We start from the raw sequence: 19,007 nt of genomic DNA, 5'->3' as shown, positions 1-19,007 counted from the left end.
GCTAGCTCTTCTTCTCCAGCTGATTGGCCCAGAGCTTCGGGTCGTCCACGTTCTCCTTGGTCACCAGCGGCGCGGGGAGCTGGTCCTCGAAGCCGTTCGGGATCTTGATGATCGTGGAGTCGTGGTCGGTCGGCCCTTCCTTGGGCGTGGTGCCCGCCAGCGCCTGCTTCGCCCAGTACAGCGCGTACTTGGCGTACAGATCGGCCGGCTGGGAGACCGTGGCGTCGATCTTCCCCTCCCGGATCGCGTCCAGCTCCTCGGGGATGCCGTCATTGGAGATGATCGTGATGTGCCCCGCCTCGCCGGGCGCCTTGAGCAGCTTCTTCTGCTCCAGCAGGGCCAGTGTCGGCTGGAGGAAGACACCGCCCGCCTGCATGTAGATGCCGTTGATGTCGGGGTGGGCGGCCAGGGTCGACTGGAGCTTCGCCGAGGCCACATCGCCCTTCCACTCGGTGGCCAGCTCGAAGACCTCGATGCCGGGGAACTTCTCGTCCATGCAGGACTTGAACGCCTCGGAACGGTCACGGCCGTTGATGGAGGAGAGGTCGCCCTGGAACTCGGCGACCTTGCCCTTGCCCTTGAGCTGCTCGCCCAGGTACTCGCAGGCCTTCTCGCCGTACGCGCGGTTGTCGGCCCGTACGACCATGTAGACATCGCCCTTGTCGGGCCGGGTGTCGACGCTGATGACGGGGATCTTCTTCTCGCTCAGCGTCTGGAGCGTCTCGGCGATCGCCCCGGTGTCCTGCGGCGCCATGATGACGGCCTTGGCGCCCTGGTCGGTGAAGACCTGGACATTGGAGACGAGCTTGCCGATGTCGTTCTGCGAGTTGGTCAGGGAGAGCGCGTCGACCTCACCGTCCTTGACGCCCTTCTCGACGTACTGCTGATAGGAGTTCCAGAAGTCGCTGTCGCTGCGCGGCAGGTCGATACCGACCTTGCCGCCGCCTGCTGCGTCGCTGCCCTGGTCGCGGTTGCAGCCCGCCAGGGCGGTCACGGCCAGCAGCACGGCACAGGCCGAGGCGCTCGTCGTACGGAGTCTGCGAAGTGGGGGGCGCCCCACAGTGTGTCGCGGCATGGATTGTCCCGTCCTTTGTCCCTCATACATGCGTGAGTACGGCTCAGGTGGCGGGGCGCAGGCGCAGGCCCTGCATTCCGCCGTCGACCGCGAGCGCCGTGCCGGTGACGGCGGCGGCGGCCGGGCCGGCGAGATAGGCGACGGCGGCGGCGACCTCGTCCGCGCCGACCAGCCGTCCGGTGGGCTGGCGCGCTTCGAGGGCGGCGCGTTCGGCCGCGGGGTCCTGGGCCTGGTCGAGCAGTCTGCCGACCCAGGGCGTATCGGCGGTACCGGGGTTGACGCAGTTGACGCGGATGCCCTCGCGGACATGGTCGGCGGCCATCGCCAGGGTCAGCGAGAGGACCGCGCCCTTGCTGGCGCTGTACAGGGCGCGCTGGGGCAGCCCCGCGGTGGCGGCGATGGAACAGGTGTGGGTGATCGAGACGCAGCCGGGCCGCTCGGCCGCCGCACGCCGCAGATGGGGCAGCGCGTGCCGGGCGGTGCGGACCATGCCGAGGACATTGATGTCGAGGACTCGCAGCCACTCCTCGTCGGGGTTGTCCGCGACGGTGCCGACGGCGCCGATCCCCGCGTTGGAGACGACCGTGTGCAGCCCGCCGAACTCCTCGGCCGCCGCGTCGACGGCCGCCCGTACCGCCGCGTCGTCGGTGACATCGGCGGTGAGGGCCAGCGTTCCGGCGGGTGCTCCGGCACTCTCGCGGTCCAGCACGGCGACCTTGGCGCCCCGCGCGAGCAGCAGGGTCGCGACGGCCGCCCCGATCCCCGAGGCGCCACCGGTCACCAGCGCGCCGAGCCCCTCGAAATCCCGTACCTGTCCTGTCTCGACGGCGGTCATGCGCCGGCCTCCTCGGTGGTGCGACGAGCCTGCCAGACAGGCCCGTCCGGATAGCTGTGCGCGGCGATGGACTCGGGGAGCATACGGGCGGAGAAGCCCGGTGCGCTCGGTGCCAGATACCGCGCGGAGACGACCACCGCCGGATCGGCGAAGTGCTCGTGGAGATGGTCGACGTACTCGATGACCCGGCCCTCCAGGCTGCCGGAGACGGCGATGTAGTCGAACATCGAGAGATGCTGGACGAGTTCGCAGAGCCCGACCCCGCCCGCGTGCGGGCAGACGGGTACGCCGAACTTCGCCGCGAGCAGCAGGATCGCCAGATTCTCGTTGACGCCGGCGACACGGGCCGCGTCGATCTGGACATAGTCGACGGCGCCTGCCTGGAGCAGCTGCTTGAAGACGACCCGGTTGGCGACATGCTCGCCGGTGGCCACCTTGACCGGCTGGCCGGCCCGGATGGCGGCGTGGCCGAGGATGTCGTCGGGGCTGGTCGGTTCCTCGATCCAGTGTGGTTCGTACGGCGCGAGGGCCGACATCCAGCGCAGCGCCTCGGACACGTCCCAGCGCTGGTTGGCGTCGACGGCGATCCGGATGTCGGGGCCGACGGCGGCGCGGGCCAGCTTCATCCGCCGGACGTCGTCGTCGAGATCGCCGCCGACCTTCAGCTTGATCTGTTCGAAGCCGTCGGCGACCGCCTGCTCGGCGAGCGTCACCAGCTTGGCGTCGTCGTAGCCGAGCCAGCCGGGCGAGGTGGTGTACGCGGGGTAACCCTCGGCCCGCAGCCGGGCGGTGCGCTCGGCGCGCCCCGGCTCCGCGGCGCGCAGGATGTCCAGCGCCTCGTCCGGGGTGAGGGCGTCGGACAGATAGCGGAAGTCGACGAGCGAGACGATCTCTTCCGGCGTCATCGTGGCGAGGAACTCCCAGACGGGTCTTCCCGCGCTCTTCGCCGCGAGATCCCAGGCCGCGTTGATGACGGCGCCCGCCGCCATGTGCATCACGCCCTTCTCCGGGCCGAGCCAGCGCAGTTGCGAGTCATGGGTCAGCTCGGTGGAGAGCGCGGCCAGATCGGCCGCGGTGCGCGGGGCCGGGCGCCCGACGACATAGGGGCGCAGCGCCCCGATGGCGGCCGCGGTGACGTCATTGCCGCGCCCGATGGTGAAGCAGAGGCCGTGCCCCTCCGCGCCGTCGTCGGTACGCAGGACCACATAGGCGGCCGAGTAGTCGGGATCGGGGTTCATCGCGTCGGAGCCGTCGAGCTGTTCCGAGGTGGGGAAGCGAATGTCGTGAACCTCGAATCCCGTGACGGTCTGACTCATACACGCCCCTTGAAAAGAACATCGGATCTCTTTTGGTCATCCGATGTATAGCGTCGTAGTGGCCCGATCGTCCAGGGCCGGGACGAAAAATTACGATCACAGCTCGGATGAATCGTCGGTACGGGACCGCGATTCTTTGGGCTATGCCCCGGTACGGAGAAGTTCACCCTGCCGGGCACTGGGCTGCGGGCGGGCAGGTGTGAAGCCGTAAGGTTGGTGCGTACGAGAGGGAACTTCGGAAGGAGGCACTGGGTGATCGAGCTCGAGGGGGTTCCCGAGCTGATCGACCCGGTCATGGTGGCCGCGTTCGAGGGCTGGAACGACGCGGGCGACGCGGCCTCCACCGCGGTGGCGCATCTGGACCGGGAGTGGAAGGGCGAGGTGTTCGCGGCGCTGGACGCCGAGGACTACTACGACTTCCAGGTCAACCGGCCCACGGTCTATCTGGAGGGCGGCCTGCGGAAGATCACCTGGCCGACCACCCGGCTCTCCGTGGTGCGGGTCGGCGGTGAGAAGCCCCGTGATCTGGTGCTGGTCCGCGGGATCGAGCCGTCCATGCGCTGGCGCTCGTTCTGCAACGAGCTGCTGGGCTTCGCCCATGAGCTGGGCGTGGAGATGGTGGTCATCCTGGGGGCGCTGCTCGGCGACACCCCGCACACCCGGCCGGTGCCGGTCAGCGGGGTCACCTCCGACACGGACCTGGCCAGGACGATGGACCTGGAGGAGACCCGGTACGAGGGGCCGACCGGCATCGTCGGCATCCTCCAGGAGGCCTGTACGCACGCGGGTGTGCCCGCGGTGAGTCTGTGGGCCGCCGTACCGCACTATGTGTCGCAGCCGCCCAACCCGAAGGCCACGCTGGCGCTCCTCAACCGGCTGGAGGACCTCATCGGTCTCCGTATCCCGCAGGGTGAACTGGCCGAGGACGCACGGGCCTGGCAGCTGGGGGTGGACCAACTGGCCGCCGAGGACAGCGAGGTGGCGGAGTACGTCCAGTCGCTGGAGGAGGCGCGGGACACCGCGGAGCTTCCCGAGGCGTCCGGCGAGGCCATCGCCCGGGAGTTCGAGCGGTATCTGCGACGGCGTGACGGTGATCCCGGCCAGGGGCCGGGAAGCCATGCCTCGGAGAGTGGTGAAGGTCCGCCCTATCTGCGCGACGCTCCGGGTGGCAGGCGCCGCCCGCAGAAACCGCCGCGCGGTGGCCCCGACGCGGGCAAGGGCCCCGAGCAGGGTCCGGGACCCGAGCGGGGCTCGGGACCCGCGCCGGACGCCGGTCCTGACGGGGACACAGACCCCGAGGACGACGATCCGGCCGAGGACTGAGCGCGCCCGGGGACCGGGAAGTACGCCGGGACCCCGTGAGCAGGACACGAGAAGTACGCCGGGACCGGGAAGTACGGCACGAGAAGTACGGGAGCGGGGCGGCGCCTTCCCGGCACCGCCCCGCTCCCGTACCGCCGTACCACCCGGCTCCAACACCCGCCGGGACGAGGGTCCTTACAGCGCGACGCCCAGCAGCGCGTCGACCGCCCGCGACACCACTCCGGGCGCCCCCTCGTCCGTACCGCCCGCGGTGCCCTGAAGCGCCGCCCAGCGGTCGACGGCCGTGAGCGCCGTGGGGGCGTCCAGATCGTCCGCCAGCGCCGTACGGATCTCGTCGAGCACCACCTCGGCCGGAGGCCCGTCGGGCCGCGACACCGCGGCCCGCCAGCGCGCCAGCCGCTCCACGGCGTCCTGGAGCACCTGGTCCGTCCACTCCCAGTCGGAACGGTAGTGGTGCGAGAGGAGCGCGAGCCGGATCGCCGCCGGGTCCACGCCCTCGCGGCGCAGCGTCGAGACGAAGACCAGGTTGCCCTTGGACTTGGACATCTTCTCGCCGTCCAGGGCGACCATCCCGGCGTGCACATAGGCACGGGCGAACGGATATTCGCCGGTCAGCGCCTGGGCGTGGGAGGCGCCCATCTCGTGGTGCGGGAAGGCCAGATCGCTGCCACCGCCCTGGACGTCGAAGCCCATGCCCAGATGGTCCAGGGCGATGGCCACACACTCGATGTGCCAGCCGGGCCGGCCGCGGCCCAGGCTGCCCCCGTCCCAACTCGGCTCACCCGGACGCGCGGCCAGCCAGAGGATCGGGTCGAGGGGGTTCTTCTTGCCGGGCCGGCCGGGGTCGCCGCCGCGCTCGGCGGAGAGCAGCCGCATGGTCTCCGCGTCGAGGCGTGAGACCTCGCCGAAGTGCGGGTCGGCCTCCACCGAGAAGTAGACGTCACCGTCGAGTTCGTACGCGGCCCCCGCGTCGCGCAGCCGCTCCACCAGCGGCACGATGCCGGGTATCGCCTCCACGGCGCCGATGTAGTGCTGGGGCGGCAGCATCCGAAGGGCTGTCATGTCCTCCCGGAAGAGCGCCGTCTCGCGCTCCGCGAGCCCGACCCAGTCCTCTCCGTCGCGCTGCGCCCGCTCCAGCAGCGGATCGTCGACATCCGTCACGTTCTGGACGTACTGGACCTGCCGCTTGGTGTCGAGCCACACGCGCTGAACCAGGTCGAACGCGTTGTAGGTCGCCGCGTGACCCATATGGGTCGCGTCGTACGGCGTAATCCCGCAGACGTAGATACGGGCGACGGGACCGGGCTCAAGGGTGACTCGGCCATGGGTCGAGGTGTCGTGAATCCTGAGGTCGCGGCCTTTGCCAGGCAGGGCGGGGACCTCGGAAGCGGGCCAGGCATACATGTCATGAGCGTAACCGGATGGAGGTTCCGCATTCGAACCGGATGGGTGGTCCTGGCCGGTTGGGCACTCTTGCGCGATCCGCCGCCGGCTGATCCGGGCCTCCCGGCGGACCGGCGCCCGAGGTCACACGACCCGTGCCGGTGCCTGTCTCATGCCATGGTCAGACCGGCGGCCAGGGGATCGCGGGCCACTGGCCGGAGGGTTCCGGGTGGCGGCCCGTGTGGCGCAGTTCACCCACGCGCGACCGGATGGCGTCGGTCTCGGCCACGGTGAGCAGTTCGGCCAGCCGGGTGGCGAGGGGCGCGCCCTCCGTCAGGGCCTCCTCCAGCCTGCCGAGCACTTCCAGCACCGATGCGGGCAGGGGCTCGCCCGCCCAGCCCCACAGCAGGGTGCGCAGCTTGTCCTCGATGTTGAAGGTGACGCCGTGGTCGATGGCGTACAGCCGGCCCTCGGGCGCGGGCAGCAGATGGCCGCCCTTGCGGTCGCCGTTGTTGATCACCGCGTCGAGGACGGCGAGGCGCCGCAGCCGCTCGTCGTCCGCGTGCACCAGCAGGGCGGTCTCCCCCTCGCCGACCTCGGCGAGACCGACCGCCTTCCAGCCCTCGCCCGCCGCCTCCTCCTCGACGAGGGCCAGCAGCGGCGCCGCGGTCCCGTCCGTCTCCGCCTCGATCCACAGCTGGCACATGCCCTCGCCGTAGGGACCGTCGCGCAGCACGGTCGGGGGCACCAGCCCCCAGCCGGTCGCCTCGGAGACCTCGTACGCCGCCACCTCGCGCTGGGCCAGCGTGCCGTCGGGAAAGTCCCACAGGGGCCGCTCGCCCGCGACGGGCTTGTAGACGCAGTGGGCCTCCGCGCCCTCGTACGAGACGGAGCAGTAGAGCACCGCGTTGGACGCCTCGCGGATACGCCCGAGCACCGTCAACTCGCCCTTGGTGAGGAGATCGACCGCCGTCACGCTCCTCGGCGGTATCCGTTCTGGCGCGGGCATACGTGTCCTTCCGGATCGAGCGGCAGGCTGCACAGCGGGCACGGCGGGCGTCCGGCGTTGACCACGTCCAGGGCGCGTTTGGCGAAGGCCCTGGCCTGGGCGCCGGTCAGCCGGACGCGGAGCATCGGCGGACCGTTCTCCTCGTCCTGGAGCAGTCGCTCCTCGGCCTCGGCGAGATCCTCGTCGGTGTCGGCGTCCAGCTCGACGAGCGCCTGCGCCTCGACGATCATGCGCTGCTCGTCGCCGTCCCAGGCCAGCGCCATCGTGCCGACCCGGAACTCCTCCTCCACCGGGGCGTCGAGCGGCGCGGAGTCGGCGACGTCGGAGGGCGCCATGGCGGGTACGGGGGCATTGCCGCCGGTACGGCGTACGACCTCGTCGAGCAGCTCATCGATCCGCTCGGCGAGCGCGGCGACCTGGGTCTTCTCCAGGGCGACGCTGGTGACGCGCCCTGCGGCGGAAGCCTGCAGGAAGAACGTACGGCGTCCAGGCAGCCCGACCGTACCGGCCACGAAGCGGTCCGGCGGGTCGTAGAGGAACACCTGACGGGACACGTCCTGATCTCCCTTGGAAATCGTCGGTAACGGCACATCGGTCATGGCACTGGGCCGGGCATCGCGAAGGGCGGGCCGCGGGTCCCGGGAAGTCCCCGGATCGCGCGGACGGCGCGTCCACCCTACTGCGCTGAGCGATCACGGTGCTCCCGCTCCGCCTCCCACAACGCCGCTGCCGCCGCCGTTGTTCTCACGCGGCGCCAGCCCGGCGAGATCGCCGGTGTCGCCGAGCCGCAGCACGAACGGGCGCAGCCCGGTGTAGCGGACCGCCGTGACCGAGCAGGGATCCACATGGATCCGCTGGAAGAGATCCAGATGCATGCCCAGGGCGTCCGCCACGAGCGCCTTGATGATGTCTCCGTGCGAGCACATCAGGAAGGCGGCGTCCTCGCCGTGCTCCTCCTCGACGCGCGCGTTCCACTCCCGTACGGCCTCCACGGCGCGCGCCTGCATCGCGCGCATCGACTCGCCCCCGGGGAAGACGGCGGCCGAGGGATGCTGCTGCACGACCGTCATCAGCGGCTCGTCGGCCAGCTCGGCGAGCTTGCGGCCGGACCAGTCGCCGTAGTGGCACTCCCCGATCCGGTCGTCGGTCTGGAGCGCCAGCTCCGGCCGGGCGTCCAGCAGCGGCTGAAGGGTCTCCCGGCAGCGCTGCAACGGGCTGCTGACGACGGCGGCGATCGGCACCCCCGCGAGCCGTCCGGGCAGCCCGGCGGCCTGGGCGGCGCCGCGCTCGTCGAGGGCGACCCCCGGCGTCCAGCCGGCGAGCAGCCCCGCGGTGTTGGCGGTGGACCGTCCATGACGTACGAGGATCAACGTGGCCATGCCCGCCAGCGTAGGCGGTCGGTACGGCAGCGTCATGGGCGGTATATGTCCGGAGGATGCGCGCGGGAACCGGAAGAGGGAGAATGCGCGCCGTGATCGTGGACTGTGCCATCTACCGCGACGGACGCCGTACGGACGGCCCCGCCGACTTCTCCGACGCCCTCGCCGAGGCGCGCGCCACGGGTGACGCGTTCCTCTGGCTCGGGCTGCACGAGGCCACGGCGAAGGAGTTCGAGCTCGTGAGCAGCGAGTTCGGGCTGCATCCGCTGGCCGTGGAGGACTCGCTCACCGCCCATCAGCGGCCCAAGCTGGAGGTCTACGACGACTCACTGTTCGTGGTCCTCAAACCGGTGCAGTACGACGACGAGAACGACATCGTCACCTCCGGCGAGCTGATGGTCTTCATCGGCGACTCCTTCGTGGTGACGGTCAGGCACGGTGAGGGCTCTCCGCTGACCGCCGTACGGCAGCGGCTCGAAGCCGAGCCCGAGGTCCTCAAGCACGGCCCCACGTCGGTCCTGTACGCGGTCAGCGACGCGGTCGTGGACGACTACATCGAGGTGGCCGGGGAGCTCCAGGTCGATCTGGAGGAGCTGGAGGAGGAGGTCTTCACGCCGAGCGGGGGCGACGGCGGATCCAGGTCGTCGGGATCGGGGTCCGGGCCGGGCTCGGTGGCACCGACCGCGGAACGGATCTACAACTTCAAGCGGCAGGTGATGGAGTTCCGCCGGGCCACCGGCCCGCTGGCGGGACCGATGGCCCGGCTGGCGGGCCCCGGGGTGCAGTTCGTCGACGCGGGCTCGCAGCCGTTCTTCCGGGACGTCAACGACCATCTGCTGCACGCCAACGAGCAGGTGGAGGGGCTCGACCGGCTGCTCTCCGACATCCTGTCGGCGCATCTCGCGCAGATGGGGGTACGGCAGAACGGCGACATGCGGAAGATCTCGGCGTGGGCGGCCATGGCCGCCGTCCCCACGATGGTCGCGGGCATCTACGGCATGAACTTCGAGCACATGCCGGAGCTGACGTATGTGTGGGCCTATCCGGCGGTGATCGCCTTCATGGCGGTCGTGGTCTTCGGGCTGCACCGGGCGTTCAAGCGTCGGGGCTGGCTCTGATCCGCCGGTGCGTCAGGGTTCGCAGGACGCGGTGATGCGGAAGGCCGGCGCGGCTCGGAAGGGGGGCGCGGCTCGGAAGGCCGGCAAGGTTCAGAAGGCCGGCAAGGTTCAGAAGGCCGGCGCCGCGGTCGCGGTCCCGCCGAGTGCGTCGCGCCGCTCCGGCATCGCGAGCGAGACCATCCGGCGCCAGCCGATGAGCCGTTCGTACCCGTAGAGGGTGTGGATCCCCGCCGCGAGCGCCGCCGACTTGGGCGCGGGCCAGCCCAGGATCCGGCCCATCCGGCCCACCACGGCGAGGCTCACCTGACGGTAGACCTTGATCTCGGACAGCGCGCAGTGCCGTAGGGTGCGCTGGATCGTACGGCCATGGCCCGCGCGCGCCAGCCGCAGCAACTCCTCGTGGCAGTAGGCGAGATGGTTGTCCTCGTCATTGCTGATCATCTTGACGGCCTTGCCGACCTCGGGGTTGTCGCCGAAGTACCGGACGAGCATCACCATCTGGTCGGCGGCTCGCTGCTCGGTGATCCGGCTGTGCGAGAGATAGACGAGGATGTCCTCCTCGGTCAGCGGTTCCTCACGGCGCAGCTTGGTGTGGGTGAGCCCGATGCCCTGCCGCTCCAGCAACATGGTGTAGTCGGTCTCCGCGGGCACCGCGACCGGCTTGAGACCGCGCTTCCTCAGCAGTGCGTGGAAGATCCGCCCGTGCTTGTCCTCGTCGGCGCCGTGCCGGGCGATCTTCGGAGCGAGATCCCGCATGGACTCGGGCACCAGAGCGGCGATCCGGCCGTTCTCCCAGCCTCCCTGGGCCTCGCCGCTGGCCGCGATGGAGCAGAAGAGCCGGAAGGAACGATCGTTGTCCAGGATTTCCTGGAACAGGCTTCGGGCCGAGAGCATCACTGCCACCTCCGTGCAGACATCCACAGAAACCGAGTCAAATGGGGTGCGGGAGAACAGGCAACAGCTACGCCGGGCGGCTGAGCCGAAAGAAGGAGCGCGAAGGAAGCCCCCGCGCGTAACCGAGCGGGGCCCGGACGCGTTGTCGTACACGACGGCCGTGGCGGGGAAGACCCCCCGAGCCCCCACCACGGCCGCAGACTTCCGGCCGGGCCCCTTAGGTACGTCTCCGTGGACGTCGCGCAGTCGCGCGGGGGCACGTCGGCTCGGTAGCCCGTTCAGCCCGTGCCGACCGCCGCCGGGCAGGCGGGACCTTGAAGACAGGCCCTAGGACACCAGACCCGCGCGCTCCAGGGCTTCCGTGCCGACGCGGAGCGCCGCGATCCGCTCGTCGAGCGTGAAACCGCCCGGGGAGACGGTCAGCGTCGTGACACCGGCGGCGGCGTACGCCCCCATCCGGTCGGCGATCCGCTCCACGGAGCCGAGCAGCGTGGTCGAGTCGATCATCTCGTGCGGTACGGCCGCCGCCGCGCCTTTCTTGTCGCCGGCGAGGTACTTGTCCTGGATCTCGGTGGCCTCCTTCTCGTACCCCATGCGCCGCGCGAGCTGGTTGTAGAAGTTCTGCTTGCGGCTGCCCATCCCGCCCACATAGAGCGCGGTGTACGGACGGAAGACATCGGCCAGCGCGTTGATGTCGTCGCCGACCGCGATCGGCAGGGTGGGGCAGACGTCGAAGCCGTCCATGGACAGCCCGGCCTTCTCGCGGCCGGCCCGCAGATGCCGGATCGCCGTGTCCTCCAGATGCTCGGCGGACGGGAAGATCAGCAGCGCGCCGTCGGCGATCTCGCCGGTCTGCTCCAGGTTCTTGGGGCCGATCGCGGCGATGTAGAGCGGGATGTGCTCGCGCTCCGGGTGCACGGTGAGCTTCAGCGGCTTGCCGGGGCCGCCGGGCAACGGCAGCGTCCAGTGCTCGCCCTCGAACGACAGCCGCTCGCGGGCCATGGCCCTGCGGACGATCTCCACGTACTCCCGGGTGCGGGCGAGGGGCTTGTCGAACTTCACTCCGTACCAGCCCTCGGAGACCTGCGGTCCCGAGACGCCGAGGCCGAGCCGGAACCGGCCGCCGGAGAGGGAGTCGAGGGTGGCGGCGGTCATGGCCGTCATCGCGGGCTGCCGCGCCGGGATCTGGAGGATCGCGGAGCCGACGTCGATGCTCTCGGTCTGCGCGGCGACCCAGCTCAGTACGGTCGGCGCGTCGGAGCCGTACGCCTCGGCGGCCCAGCAGACGTCGTAGCCGAGCCGGTCGGCCTCCTGCGCGACGGCGAGGTTGTCGCCGTCCATCCCCGCGCCCCAGTACCCGAGGTTGATGCCGAGCCGCATAACCACTCCCTTACCGATGAGTAACGTCCCTGTGCCCCGGGACTCTAGCGCGCTGTACGGGGATCCGTCAGGGGCCGGTTGTCCACAGGCTCTCTCCGCGTGGGGCCATGGCCAGTAATCTCAGCAGCCATGGAGCAGAGGCATCTCGGCCGAACCGGCCTGCGCGTGTCCAGAATCGGGCTCGGCACCCTGACCTGGGGACGGGACACCGACGAGCACGACGCCGCCGACCAGATGAAGGCCTTCTGGGAAGCGGGCGGAACGCTGATCGACACAGCGGACGTGTACGGCGGTGGGGAGGCCGAATATCTGCTCGGTCAACTCGTCGAACGGCTCGTTCCGCGCCGCGATCTGATCATCGCGACCAAGGCCGGGAGTGTGCCGGATCCCTACCGGCGCTTCGACGGTTCGCGCGGGCATCTGCTCGCCGCGCTGGACGCGTCCCTGGAGCGGCTCGGCACGGACTATGTGGATCTGTGGCAGATCCACGCCTTCGACACCGGCACGCCCCTGGAGGAGACGCTCCACGCGCTGGACATCGCGGTCACCAGCGGGCGGGCCAGATACGCGGGGGTGTCGAACTTCTGCGGCTGGCAGCTGGCCAAGGCCGCCACGTGGCAGCTGGCCTCGCCCGGGATACGGACCCGGCTGGCCAGCAGTCAGATGGAGTACTCACTGCTGCAGCGCGGGGTGGAGCGTGAGGTGCTGCCGGCCGCGATCGACCTGGGGGTCGGGCTGCTGCCGTCGTCACCGCTGGGGCGCGGGGTGCTCACCGGCAAGTACCGGTACACCACACCGCCCGACTCGCGGGGCGCCTCCGAGCTGCTGGCCCCGTTCGTCGAGCCGTATCTGGACGAGGCGGCGAGCCGGATCGTGGACGCGGTCGCGACGGCCGCGGAGGGGCTCGCCACGACCCCGCTGGAAGTGGCGCTGGCGTGGGTCCGGGACCGCCCCGGGGTGGTGGCGCCGATCATCGGCGCGCGCAACGCGCAGCAGCTCACGGCCGCTCTGTCAGTGGAGAGCCTTAGTCTTCCTGACGAGATCTGCCAGGCGCTCGACGATGTGTCGGCGCCCGTGCACCGCTATCCCGACCAGGACTGGAGCACGCTGTGAGTACGGACCGCGACACCGCCGCAGGGGCGGCCGAGGGCGAGACAGCGGAGAGCGAGACGGCCGAGGGCGAGACCGAGACGGCCGAGGACGCGGTGACAGAGGACGCGGCGGCCGGGACCGCCGCGTCCGAGGTGTCCGAGGCCGCGGCCGAGCTGGCCGCTCAGCGGGAGCTGCGGGAGCGGATCGAGCAGCGCAAGGCGGAGAAGGCCGGCCCCATCGCCGCCGGTACGAAACTGAGCGGGCAGGCCGCCGATCTGCTGGCCGCCGTACGGGCCGTGGAGAGCGGCGCGCCCGTGGACCGGTCCCTGCTGGGCCCGCGCGCGTCCAACGCCCCTGAGCGCGCCCAGCCGTCCGCGCGCGCCGCTGAGCCCGCGTCGGCGCCCTCCACGGCTCCTTCCGCGGCTCCTGCGTCGGCGCCGCGGACCGTTCCGGCCGAGGCGGTGTCGGCCGTACGGGCCGTGCTGGCGGAGGGCGGTGCGCCGGAGGCGCTCGCCGGGCAGGCCGCCGCCGTCCTCGGGGAGCAGGCCGCGGAGGTGCTGCGCGAGGACCCGTGGCAGTTGCTCGCCGTCCCCGGGGTACGGCCCGAGCAGGCCGACGGGTTCGCGCGTGCCCTGCTCGGGGCGGCGTGCGGTCCGGGCGACGAACGGCGGGCCTCCGCGCTCGTCGGCTGGCTGCTGGAACGGGCCGCGCTCCAGGGACACACGGCGCTGGAGGCCGCGTCCGTACGGGGCACACTGGCCGAGCACGCGGTGCCCGACCCCCACGAGGCGGTGCGGCACGCGATCGCCGAGGGCGCGGTGCTGGTGTTCCAGGAGGGCGCGGAGGACCGCTTCGGAGGCGATTTCGAGGACGGCTTCGAGGACGGGTCGGACGATGGCGCGGATCGCGGCGGCGAGGCCGACGGGGCCGTGGGGGGCGAGCAGCCGACCGACGGTGCCGCGGACATGGCCGAGGCCGGTCCGCCGGCCCCGGTACTGCTCTGTCTCGACCGGTACGCGCTCGCCGAGGAGAGCCTCGCCGACGGGCTCGCGCGGCTGGTCAAGACCGGGCCCGACGACTCCTGGGACGAGGCCGCGGCGGCGGCCCCGCGCGCGGCGGCCGAGCTGATCCGCGCGGTCGCCGGCCATGGGCTGGTCCTGCACACCGGCGGTGAGGCCGCGCGCGCCGAGCCGGTCGCCCTCGCCGGGGCCGCCCGCGCGCTCGGGATGCGCGTGGTCGTCGCGGTCCACGGCGAGAACGGCCGTGAGCGGCTGGACGCGACGGCCGAAGCCGTCACCGTGGCCGGGCTGCTGGCGGGCACGGAAGGCCCCGGGCGGGACGCGGACGGCATGTTCGCGCTCGATCTCCTGGTCGTGCTGGACGCGCCACAGCTCGATGTGGAGACGGCCGCGATGATCGTCGAGTCGCTGCCCGACGGCAGCCGTCTGGTCCTCGGCGGTGACCCCGGAGTGCTGTGGTCGGCGGGCGCGGGCCGGGTGTTCGCCGATCTGCTGGCCGCCCGGGTGTGCCCGCAGCTCGCCTCCCGTACGCCCGACCCGGGGCCGATCGGCGAGCTGGTCTCGGGCATCGGCATCGGTGAGCTGCAGCAGGTCGAGGCCCCCGGCAAGGAGGTCGTGATCGTTCCGGTGCGGGACGCGGGCGAGGCGGTGCACCGCACGGTGCAGCTGGTGGCCGAGTCGGTGCCGCGCGCCTTCGGGGTGAACGCCGGGCAGACGCAGGTGATCACCGTGGGCCATGGCGGCTCGGCCGGCACCCGCGCCCTGAACGCGGCGCTCAAACAGCGGCTCAACCCCGGTCCCGGGCGGTTCGGCGGCTTCGATCCGGGCGACAGGATCGCCTACGTACCGTCGCCCGGCAGGACGCTCCAGGGGGCGGTGGTCTCCGCGGACGCCGAGGGGCTGCGCCTCGACTGCGGGGGCACGGAGGTCCTCGTCCCCAGGGAGCGGGTCGAGTCGGCCGTACGCCACGGCTGGGCGCTCACCGCACACCAGGCGGCGGGGATGCGCTGGCCCGCCGCGGTCGTGGTGCTCCCCGGCGATGCCGCACGGGGGCTGAGCCGCCCGTGGGTCTATACGGCCTTCAGCCGGGGAGAGCGACATCTGTCCGTGGTGCACGGCGTCGACCAGGCGCTGCCGCAGGCCGTGACGGACGTCCCGTCCCAGGAGCGGACGACCAGACTGCGCCCGCTGATCGAGAGCCTGCTGGCCCCGGCGGCGCAGCCGGGCTGACCCCAGCGGGGCTGACCCCAGCAGGGCTGATCCCGCGGCCGGGGGCCGACCGGGCCGGGACGTCCGTACCGCCCGCGCCGCGCCCACCAGGGCTCGGCATCCGCGCGGGCGGTACGGACGTCAGGCGTCCTGTTCCTCCAGGTCGTCGATGTCCGCGTCGAGATCGTCCTCGTCGAAGACCGCGCTGACGTCGAAGCGGCAGACGACCTGCTGGGGGTCGGCCTGGTCGAAGGGGGCCGAGAGCCACTCCCCCGGTTCCGGGAGGTCGTCCGCGGCCGACACCCAGAGGGTGGAGTCGCCCTCCTCAAGGCCGAACTCCTTGTGCCGGGAGGCGATCTCGTCCGGTTCGTACTCGCCGAAAAGCACACCGAGGGCGGCGTGCACACTGCCACCCGCCACTCCTCCGTTGTCGGTGTCCCCTTCCACATCGGCGATGCGCTGTGCCTGCGCGAGCAGCCGCTGCGGCTCCACGACCGCGTAGTCACGCCGGATCAGCACGCTGAGGGCGTTGGGCTCCTCGGGACCGTTGTAGGGCGGCAGTGAGTCGTCCGGGTCCGGGATCTCGAAGGGGGTGACTTCGTCGTACCGGTTGTAAAGCCGCTCGTCATAGACCTCGGCAGCGACGGCGAGGGCGTTGAACGCGTCGGAAACAGCCGGGTCGTCCTCACCCGTGCGGTGTTCGACCGCCGCGAGATGGCGGTCCAGAGCTACCTTGACCGCCTCGGCGGCAGCGCGTACCTCGGCAGCGGTGGGCTGCGCAGCATCAGACATAGTGCAGACGCTATCCGTACCAGGGCTCTGCCCGCACAATAGATGCGATGCCGGAATACGAATTTGTCGACGTGTACGTGCCGCGCGGGGTCTCCCGCAAGGAAGCGGCGCGTCTGCTCACCGACCACGCCGAGTACGGGCACTGGGAATTGGACCGTCTGAGCCTGCACCGGGACGGCAGCCGCAGAGTGCGGCTTCGCCGACGCATCATCCGTCAGGTGCGCGCCACCTGGTGAGGGTGAGGACGACGGAACGGGCCCCGCTGTTGCGAGGCCCGCCCCTGCCCTACCTTGTTCCGGTCCGGCTTGTTCCGGTCCGGCCTGCGTTCGCGCCGGCTCCCGTACGGTGTGCTGCCGCGTGACTACGCGACGGAACGGGACCGGGCGCGGCGGTAGAGGACGGTGCCCGCGAGCAGCAGTCCCGCGCCCGCCGGAATCGCGATCCCGAGCGCACCCGCACCGGTCTGCGCGAGGACGTCGGTGCCCTTGGGCTGTGCGACGGTCTGCGACTCGGGGGTGTTCGGGGCGCCGGGCTCACCCGGCGCCGGCGGGATCGCACGATCGGACGGCGGCGCGCCCGGCTCGTGTGGGGCGACCGGCTTCCCGGGCTTGCCTGGCTGCTCGGGCTCGGCCGACGGGTGGACGGGCGCGTCGTTCGCGCAGCCGTTGCCCATGGCGGGGTTGAGCAGGCCGATGACATCGACGGTGTTCCCGCAGGCGTTCACGGGGACGTCGATCGGCACCTCGATCGAGTTGCCGGAGCCGACACCGGGAGAGTCGGCCGCGCCGCCTCCCGCGTGGGAGCCGCCGTTGTGCGACCCGCTGTCGTGCCCGCCGCCGCCGTTTCCGCCGTCATGGCCCGAGCCGTGTGCGCCGCCGGCCGGTTTGCCGGACCCATTGGCGCAGTTGTTGCCGAAGGCGGGGTTGAGCACCCCGACGACATCGACGGTGTTGCCGCACACATTGACCGGGACATGCACCGGAACCTGAACGTTGTTGCCGGACAGCACTCCCGGGGAGTTCGCGGCGGTGCCACTCGCTCCCGAGTCCGCGTGTGCGTGGCCGCCGCCGAGCGCGAGTACGCCGCCTGCGGCCGCCACGGTGATCAGGCCCTTGCGCGTGACCTGTCTCATAGCTTCGATCCCTGCCTTCTGCCTTTCGGAGCTGCCCTGGCATCGGTGCCGGGGCAGGATGCCCAGTGGCCCCGGAGTGCATGGCGCGCACTCCGGGGCCACGTGGGCTCAGACCCTCACGGGTGAGAGAGGTACGACGTCAGTGGTTGATGCACACGTTGCCGAAGGCGGGGTTCAGCAGCCCGATCACGGAGATCGTGTTGCCGCACACGTTCACCGGAACGTGGACCGGAATCTGGACCACGTTGCCCGAGAGGACACCGGGAGAACCCACAGCGGCACCCTGCGCGCCCGCGTCGGCGACGGCCATGCCCGCACCCGCGAGCACCAGACCACCAGTAACAGCCGCAGCAGCGACGACCTTCTTGATCATTGTTCCTCCTTGTTGGCAAATGCGGTCCCAGCCGCGGACCGCACACCTGTAACGAAGAGGAAGTAATGAGGCTACGAGCGTATGGTCGCATTCACTCTTTTCAGTCGCGCGTGCACACGCTGTCGATTACCGGAACCCCCAACTCCCGTGTCAGCTGTGGTCGATGAAGCGGTCCAGCACCCGCACACCGAACTGAAGGCCGTCAACCGGTACGCGCTCGTCCACACCGTGGAACATCCCGGCGAAGTCCAGCTCCGGCGGCAGCTTGAGGGGGGCGAAACCGAAGCCGCGGATGCCGAGGTCGTCGAAGGACTTGGCGTCGGTGCCGCCCGAGAGCATGTACGGAACGGCCCGCGCGATCGGATCCTCCGCCGACAGCGCGGTCTGCATGGCGTCCACCAGCTTGCCGTCGAAGCTGGTCTCCAGGGCCTTGTCGCCGTGCACGTCCTCCCGCGTGACCCGCGGGCCGAGGATCCGGTCGAGGTCGGCCAGGAACTCCTCCTCGTACCCGGGCAGGAAACGGCCGTCGACATGCGCGGTCGCCTGGCCGGGGATCACATTCACCTTGTAGCCGGCGCCGAGCATGGTGGGTGCGGCGGAGTTGCGCAGGGTGGCGCCGACCATCTTCGCGATGCCGCCGAGCTTGGCGAGCGTGGCGTCCATGTCCTCCGGGTCGAGCGGGGTGCCCAGCGCGTCCGACAGCTCGTCCAGGAAGGACCGTACGGTCTTGGTCACCCTCACCGGCCACTGATGACGGCCGAGCCGCCCCACGGCCTCGCACAGCTCGGTGACGGCGTTGTCGTTGTTGGTCATGGAGCCGTGCCCGGCGGTGCCGTCCACGGTCAGCCGCATCCAGTGCATGCCCTTCTGCGCCGTCTCGACGAGATAGAGCCGCAGATTCTCGTTGACGGTGAAGGAGAAGCCGCCGACCTCGCTGATCGCCTCGGTGACGCCCTCGAAGAGCCCGGGGTGCTTGTCGACGAGATACCGCGCCCCGTACGTGCCGCCCGCCTCCTCGTCGGCGAGGAACGCCAGCACGATGTCGCGCGGGGGCTTGCGGCCGCTGCGCATCCTGTCCCGTACGACGGCGAGGGTCATCGCGTCCATGTCCTTCATGTCGACCGCGCCCCGGCCCCAGACGCAGCCGTCGGCGATCTCACCCGAGAACGGGTGGTGCTGCCAGTCCTCGGCGTTGGCCGGAACGACATCCGTGTGGCCGTGGATGAGCAGCGCGGGCCTGGAGGGATCCTCGCCCTCGATCCGGGCGACGGTGGAGGCACGGCCCTTGTGGGACTCGAAGATCTGGGGTTCGAGGCCCACCTCGGCGAGCTTCTCCGCGACATACTCGGCGGCGGCCCGCTCCCCGGGGCCCGAGTGGTCTCCGTAGTTGGTGGTGTCGATCCGGATCAGATCACGGCAGAGGTCGACGACCTCGTCCTCGCCCGAGACGGTCCTGCCCGCGTTCGGCTCGCTCACGCTGCTCACTCCCACGGTCGTTGCTGGTGGTTCTCGCTGCTGGTCCTCCATATACTCCCGCGCCCCGCCTCCGCACCCCAAGGCAGGCTCCGGCCTGACACACGCGCGTCACAAGGCCCGCCACCCCACCGCGCCCCATGGCCACCAACGGGCCGCTACCGTGCCGTCCCCCCGGATCGGGCCGTGATCGGGCACCGTCGAA

Annotated in this window: 18 protein-coding genes; 5 read left to right on the top strand and 13 right to left on the bottom strand. The window is 71.1% G+C overall.

Going from position 1 to position 19,007, the window contains the following annotated elements; genetic code table 11:
• Position 1: 1 nt before the first annotated feature.
• Genes ACIRQP_RS33595 through ACIRQP_RS33585 form a run of 3 tightly spaced genes read right to left on the bottom strand, consistent with a single transcriptional unit; the run spans position 2 to position 3,226 of the window.
• A complete protein-coding gene (locus ACIRQP_RS33595) occupies positions 2–1,075 on the bottom strand; it encodes a sugar ABC transporter substrate-binding protein (RefSeq protein WP_403897009.1) in 1,074 nt (357 codons plus the stop codon).
• 43 nt (positions 1,076–1,118) lie between these two features.
• A complete protein-coding gene (locus ACIRQP_RS33590; RefSeq protein WP_403897006.1) occupies positions 1,119–1,910 on the bottom strand; it encodes an SDR family NAD(P)-dependent oxidoreductase in 792 nt (263 codons plus the stop codon).
• Positions 1,907–3,226, bottom strand: coding sequence for an enolase C-terminal domain-like protein (locus ACIRQP_RS33585; protein WP_403897004.1), 1,320 nt, complete (start codon positions 3,224–3,226; stop codon positions 1,907–1,909). Before ACIRQP_RS33585 ends, ACIRQP_RS33590 begins: the two co-directional genes overlap by 4 nt.
• A 252-nt stretch (positions 3,227–3,478) precedes the next feature.
• Here ACIRQP_RS33585 and ACIRQP_RS33580 point away from each other — a divergent pair, with 252 nt between their 5' ends.
• On the top strand, positions 3,479–4,549 hold the full coding sequence (locus ACIRQP_RS33580) for a PAC2 family protein (RefSeq protein ID WP_403897002.1): 1,071 nt from the start codon (positions 3,479–3,481) through the stop codon (positions 4,547–4,549).
• Between the two features lie 174 nt (positions 4,550–4,723).
• Here the strand turns inward: ACIRQP_RS33580 and mshC are convergent, their stop codons facing one another.
• From mshC to ACIRQP_RS33560, 4 genes are all read right to left on the bottom strand, one after another.
• Positions 4,724–5,953, bottom strand: a complete 1,230-nt coding sequence (gene mshC / locus ACIRQP_RS33575) for a cysteine--1-D-myo-inosityl 2-amino-2-deoxy-alpha-D-glucopyranoside ligase (RefSeq protein WP_403896999.1) — start codon at positions 5,951–5,953, stop codon at positions 4,724–4,726.
• A gap of 160 nt (positions 5,954–6,113) precedes the next feature.
• Positions 6,114–6,941: an SCO1664 family protein gene (locus tag ACIRQP_RS33570; protein ID WP_403896996.1), complete on the bottom strand. Its 828-nt coding sequence runs from the start codon at positions 6,939–6,941 to the stop codon at positions 6,114–6,116.
• The gene (locus tag ACIRQP_RS33565) at positions 6,905–7,495 is read right to left on the bottom strand and encodes a DUF3090 domain-containing protein (protein ID WP_382520093.1); all 591 of its coding nucleotides are present in this window, start codon (positions 7,493–7,495) and stop codon (positions 6,905–6,907) included. The genes ACIRQP_RS33570 and ACIRQP_RS33565 overlap by 37 nt, the downstream gene beginning before the upstream one ends.
• Before the next feature lie 138 nt (positions 7,496–7,633).
• Positions 7,634–8,320: a histidine phosphatase family protein gene (locus tag ACIRQP_RS33560; RefSeq protein ID WP_403896993.1), complete on the bottom strand. Its 687-nt coding sequence runs from the start codon at positions 8,318–8,320 to the stop codon at positions 7,634–7,636.
• A gap of 83 nt (positions 8,321–8,403) precedes the next feature.
• Here ACIRQP_RS33560 and ACIRQP_RS33555 point away from each other — a divergent pair, with 83 nt between their 5' ends.
• The gene (locus ACIRQP_RS33555; RefSeq protein ID WP_403896990.1) at positions 8,404–9,438 is read left to right on the top strand and encodes a magnesium and cobalt transport protein CorA; all 1,035 of its coding nucleotides are present in this window, start codon (positions 8,404–8,406) and stop codon (positions 9,436–9,438) included.
• 108 nt (positions 9,439–9,546) lie between these two features.
• Here the strand turns inward: ACIRQP_RS33555 and ACIRQP_RS33550 are convergent, their stop codons facing one another.
• Together ACIRQP_RS33550 and ACIRQP_RS33545 are read right to left on the bottom strand one after the other, a co-directional pair.
• The gene (locus tag ACIRQP_RS33550; protein ID WP_403896987.1) at positions 9,547–10,332 is read right to left on the bottom strand and encodes a ferritin-like domain-containing protein; all 786 of its coding nucleotides are present in this window, start codon (positions 10,330–10,332) and stop codon (positions 9,547–9,549) included.
• Between the two features lie 327 nt (positions 10,333–10,659).
• Positions 10,660–11,712, bottom strand: coding sequence for an LLM class F420-dependent oxidoreductase (locus tag ACIRQP_RS33545; protein ID WP_403896984.1), 1,053 nt, complete (start codon positions 11,710–11,712; stop codon positions 10,660–10,662).
• Between the two features lie 129 nt (positions 11,713–11,841).
• On the opposite strand from ACIRQP_RS33545, the gene ACIRQP_RS33540 reads away from it, so the two are divergent.
• The gene (locus ACIRQP_RS33540) at positions 11,842–12,825 is read left to right on the top strand and encodes an aldo/keto reductase (RefSeq protein WP_403896982.1); all 984 of its coding nucleotides are present in this window, start codon (positions 11,842–11,844) and stop codon (positions 12,823–12,825) included.
• Positions 12,810–15,053, top strand: coding sequence for a helix-hairpin-helix domain-containing protein (locus ACIRQP_RS33535; protein WP_403897047.1), 2,244 nt, complete (start codon positions 12,810–12,812; stop codon positions 15,051–15,053). The genes ACIRQP_RS33540 and ACIRQP_RS33535 overlap by 16 nt, the downstream gene beginning before the upstream one ends.
• Before the next feature lie 120 nt (positions 15,054–15,173).
• Here ACIRQP_RS33535 and ACIRQP_RS33530 read toward each other — a convergent pair whose 3' ends face one another.
• Positions 15,174–15,824 carry a hypothetical protein gene (locus ACIRQP_RS33530; protein WP_030354640.1) on the bottom strand — a complete coding sequence of 217 codons (651 nt, stop codon included), beginning with the start codon at positions 15,822–15,824 and terminating at the stop codon, positions 15,174–15,176.
• A 47-nt stretch (positions 15,825–15,871) separates the two neighbouring features.
• Here ACIRQP_RS33530 and ACIRQP_RS33525 point away from each other — a divergent pair, with 47 nt between their 5' ends.
• Entirely contained in the window at positions 15,872–16,060 is a 189-nt protein-coding gene (locus ACIRQP_RS33525; protein WP_030354641.1) for a DUF5703 family protein, read from the top strand.
• Positions 16,061–16,185: 125 nt separating this feature from the next.
• Here the strand turns inward: ACIRQP_RS33525 and ACIRQP_RS33520 are convergent, their stop codons facing one another.
• From ACIRQP_RS33520 to ACIRQP_RS33510, 3 genes are all read right to left on the bottom strand, one after another.
• Complete coding sequence (locus ACIRQP_RS33520) at positions 16,186–16,956, bottom strand: chaplin (protein WP_403896978.1); 771 nt, start codon at positions 16,954–16,956, stop codon at positions 16,186–16,188.
• A gap of 139 nt (positions 16,957–17,095) precedes the next feature.
• Positions 17,096–17,329 (bottom strand): chaplin ChpH, encoded by a 234-nt coding sequence (gene chpH / locus ACIRQP_RS33515; RefSeq protein ID WP_403896976.1) that lies wholly within the window; start codon positions 17,327–17,329, stop codon positions 17,096–17,098.
• 150 nt (positions 17,330–17,479) lie between these two features.
• Complete coding sequence (locus tag ACIRQP_RS33510; RefSeq protein WP_403896974.1) at positions 17,480–18,805, bottom strand: M20/M25/M40 family metallo-hydrolase; 1,326 nt, start codon at positions 18,803–18,805, stop codon at positions 17,480–17,482.
• Positions 18,806–19,007: the final 202 nt, after the last annotated feature.

Origin of the sequence: Streptomyces sp. NPDC102274, assembly GCF_044766385.1 — a bacterium.
Classification (GTDB): domain Bacteria; phylum Actinomycetota; class Actinomycetes; order Streptomycetales; family Streptomycetaceae; genus Streptomyces.
Note: the sequence above shows the minus strand (reverse complement) of the source record. Positions and strands in the feature narration are given on the sequence as shown.

What these genes read in the sequence shown, in the direction of transcription:
- ACIRQP_RS33595 (WP_403897009.1), bottom strand. Translation starts at nt 1,075, where the DNA reads ATGCCGCGACACACTGTGGGGCGCCCCCCACTTCGCAGACTCCGTACG.
- ACIRQP_RS33590 (WP_403897006.1), bottom strand. Translation starts at nt 1,910, where the DNA reads ATGACCGCCGTCGAGACAGGACAGGTACGGGATTTCGAGGGGCTCGGC.
- ACIRQP_RS33585 (WP_403897004.1), bottom strand. Translation starts at nt 3,226, where the DNA reads ATGAGTCAGACCGTCACGGGATTCGAGGTTCACGACATTCGCTTCCCC.
- mshC (WP_403896999.1), bottom strand. Translation starts at nt 5,953, where the DNA reads ATGTATGCCTGGCCCGCTTCCGAGGTCCCCGCCCTGCCTGGCAAAGGC.
- ACIRQP_RS33570 (WP_403896996.1), bottom strand. Translation starts at nt 6,941, where the DNA reads ATGCCCGCGCCAGAACGGATACCGCCGAGGAGCGTGACGGCGGTCGAT.
- ACIRQP_RS33560 (WP_403896993.1), bottom strand. Translation starts at nt 8,320, where the DNA reads ATGGCCACGTTGATCCTCGTACGTCATGGACGGTCCACCGCCAACACC.
- ACIRQP_RS33555 (WP_403896990.1), top strand. Translation starts at nt 8,404, where the DNA reads ATGCGCGCCGTGATCGTGGACTGTGCCATCTACCGCGACGGACGCCGT.
- ACIRQP_RS33550 (WP_403896987.1), bottom strand. Translation starts at nt 10,332, where the DNA reads ATGCTCTCGGCCCGAAGCCTGTTCCAGGAAATCCTGGACAACGATCGT.
- ACIRQP_RS33545 (WP_403896984.1), bottom strand. Translation starts at nt 11,712, where the DNA reads ATGCGGCTCGGCATCAACCTCGGGTACTGGGGCGCGGGGATGGACGGC.
- ACIRQP_RS33540 (WP_403896982.1), top strand. Translation starts at nt 11,842, where the DNA reads ATGGAGCAGAGGCATCTCGGCCGAACCGGCCTGCGCGTGTCCAGAATC.
- ACIRQP_RS33530 (WP_030354640.1), bottom strand. Translation starts at nt 15,824, where the DNA reads ATGTCTGATGCTGCGCAGCCCACCGCTGCCGAGGTACGCGCTGCCGCC.
- ACIRQP_RS33525 (WP_030354641.1), top strand. Translation starts at nt 15,872, where the DNA reads ATGCCGGAATACGAATTTGTCGACGTGTACGTGCCGCGCGGGGTCTCC.
- ACIRQP_RS33520 (WP_403896978.1), bottom strand. Translation starts at nt 16,956, where the DNA reads ATGAGACAGGTCACGCGCAAGGGCCTGATCACCGTGGCGGCCGCAGGC.
- chpH (WP_403896976.1), bottom strand. Translation starts at nt 17,329, where the DNA reads ATGATCAAGAAGGTCGTCGCTGCTGCGGCTGTTACTGGTGGTCTGGTG.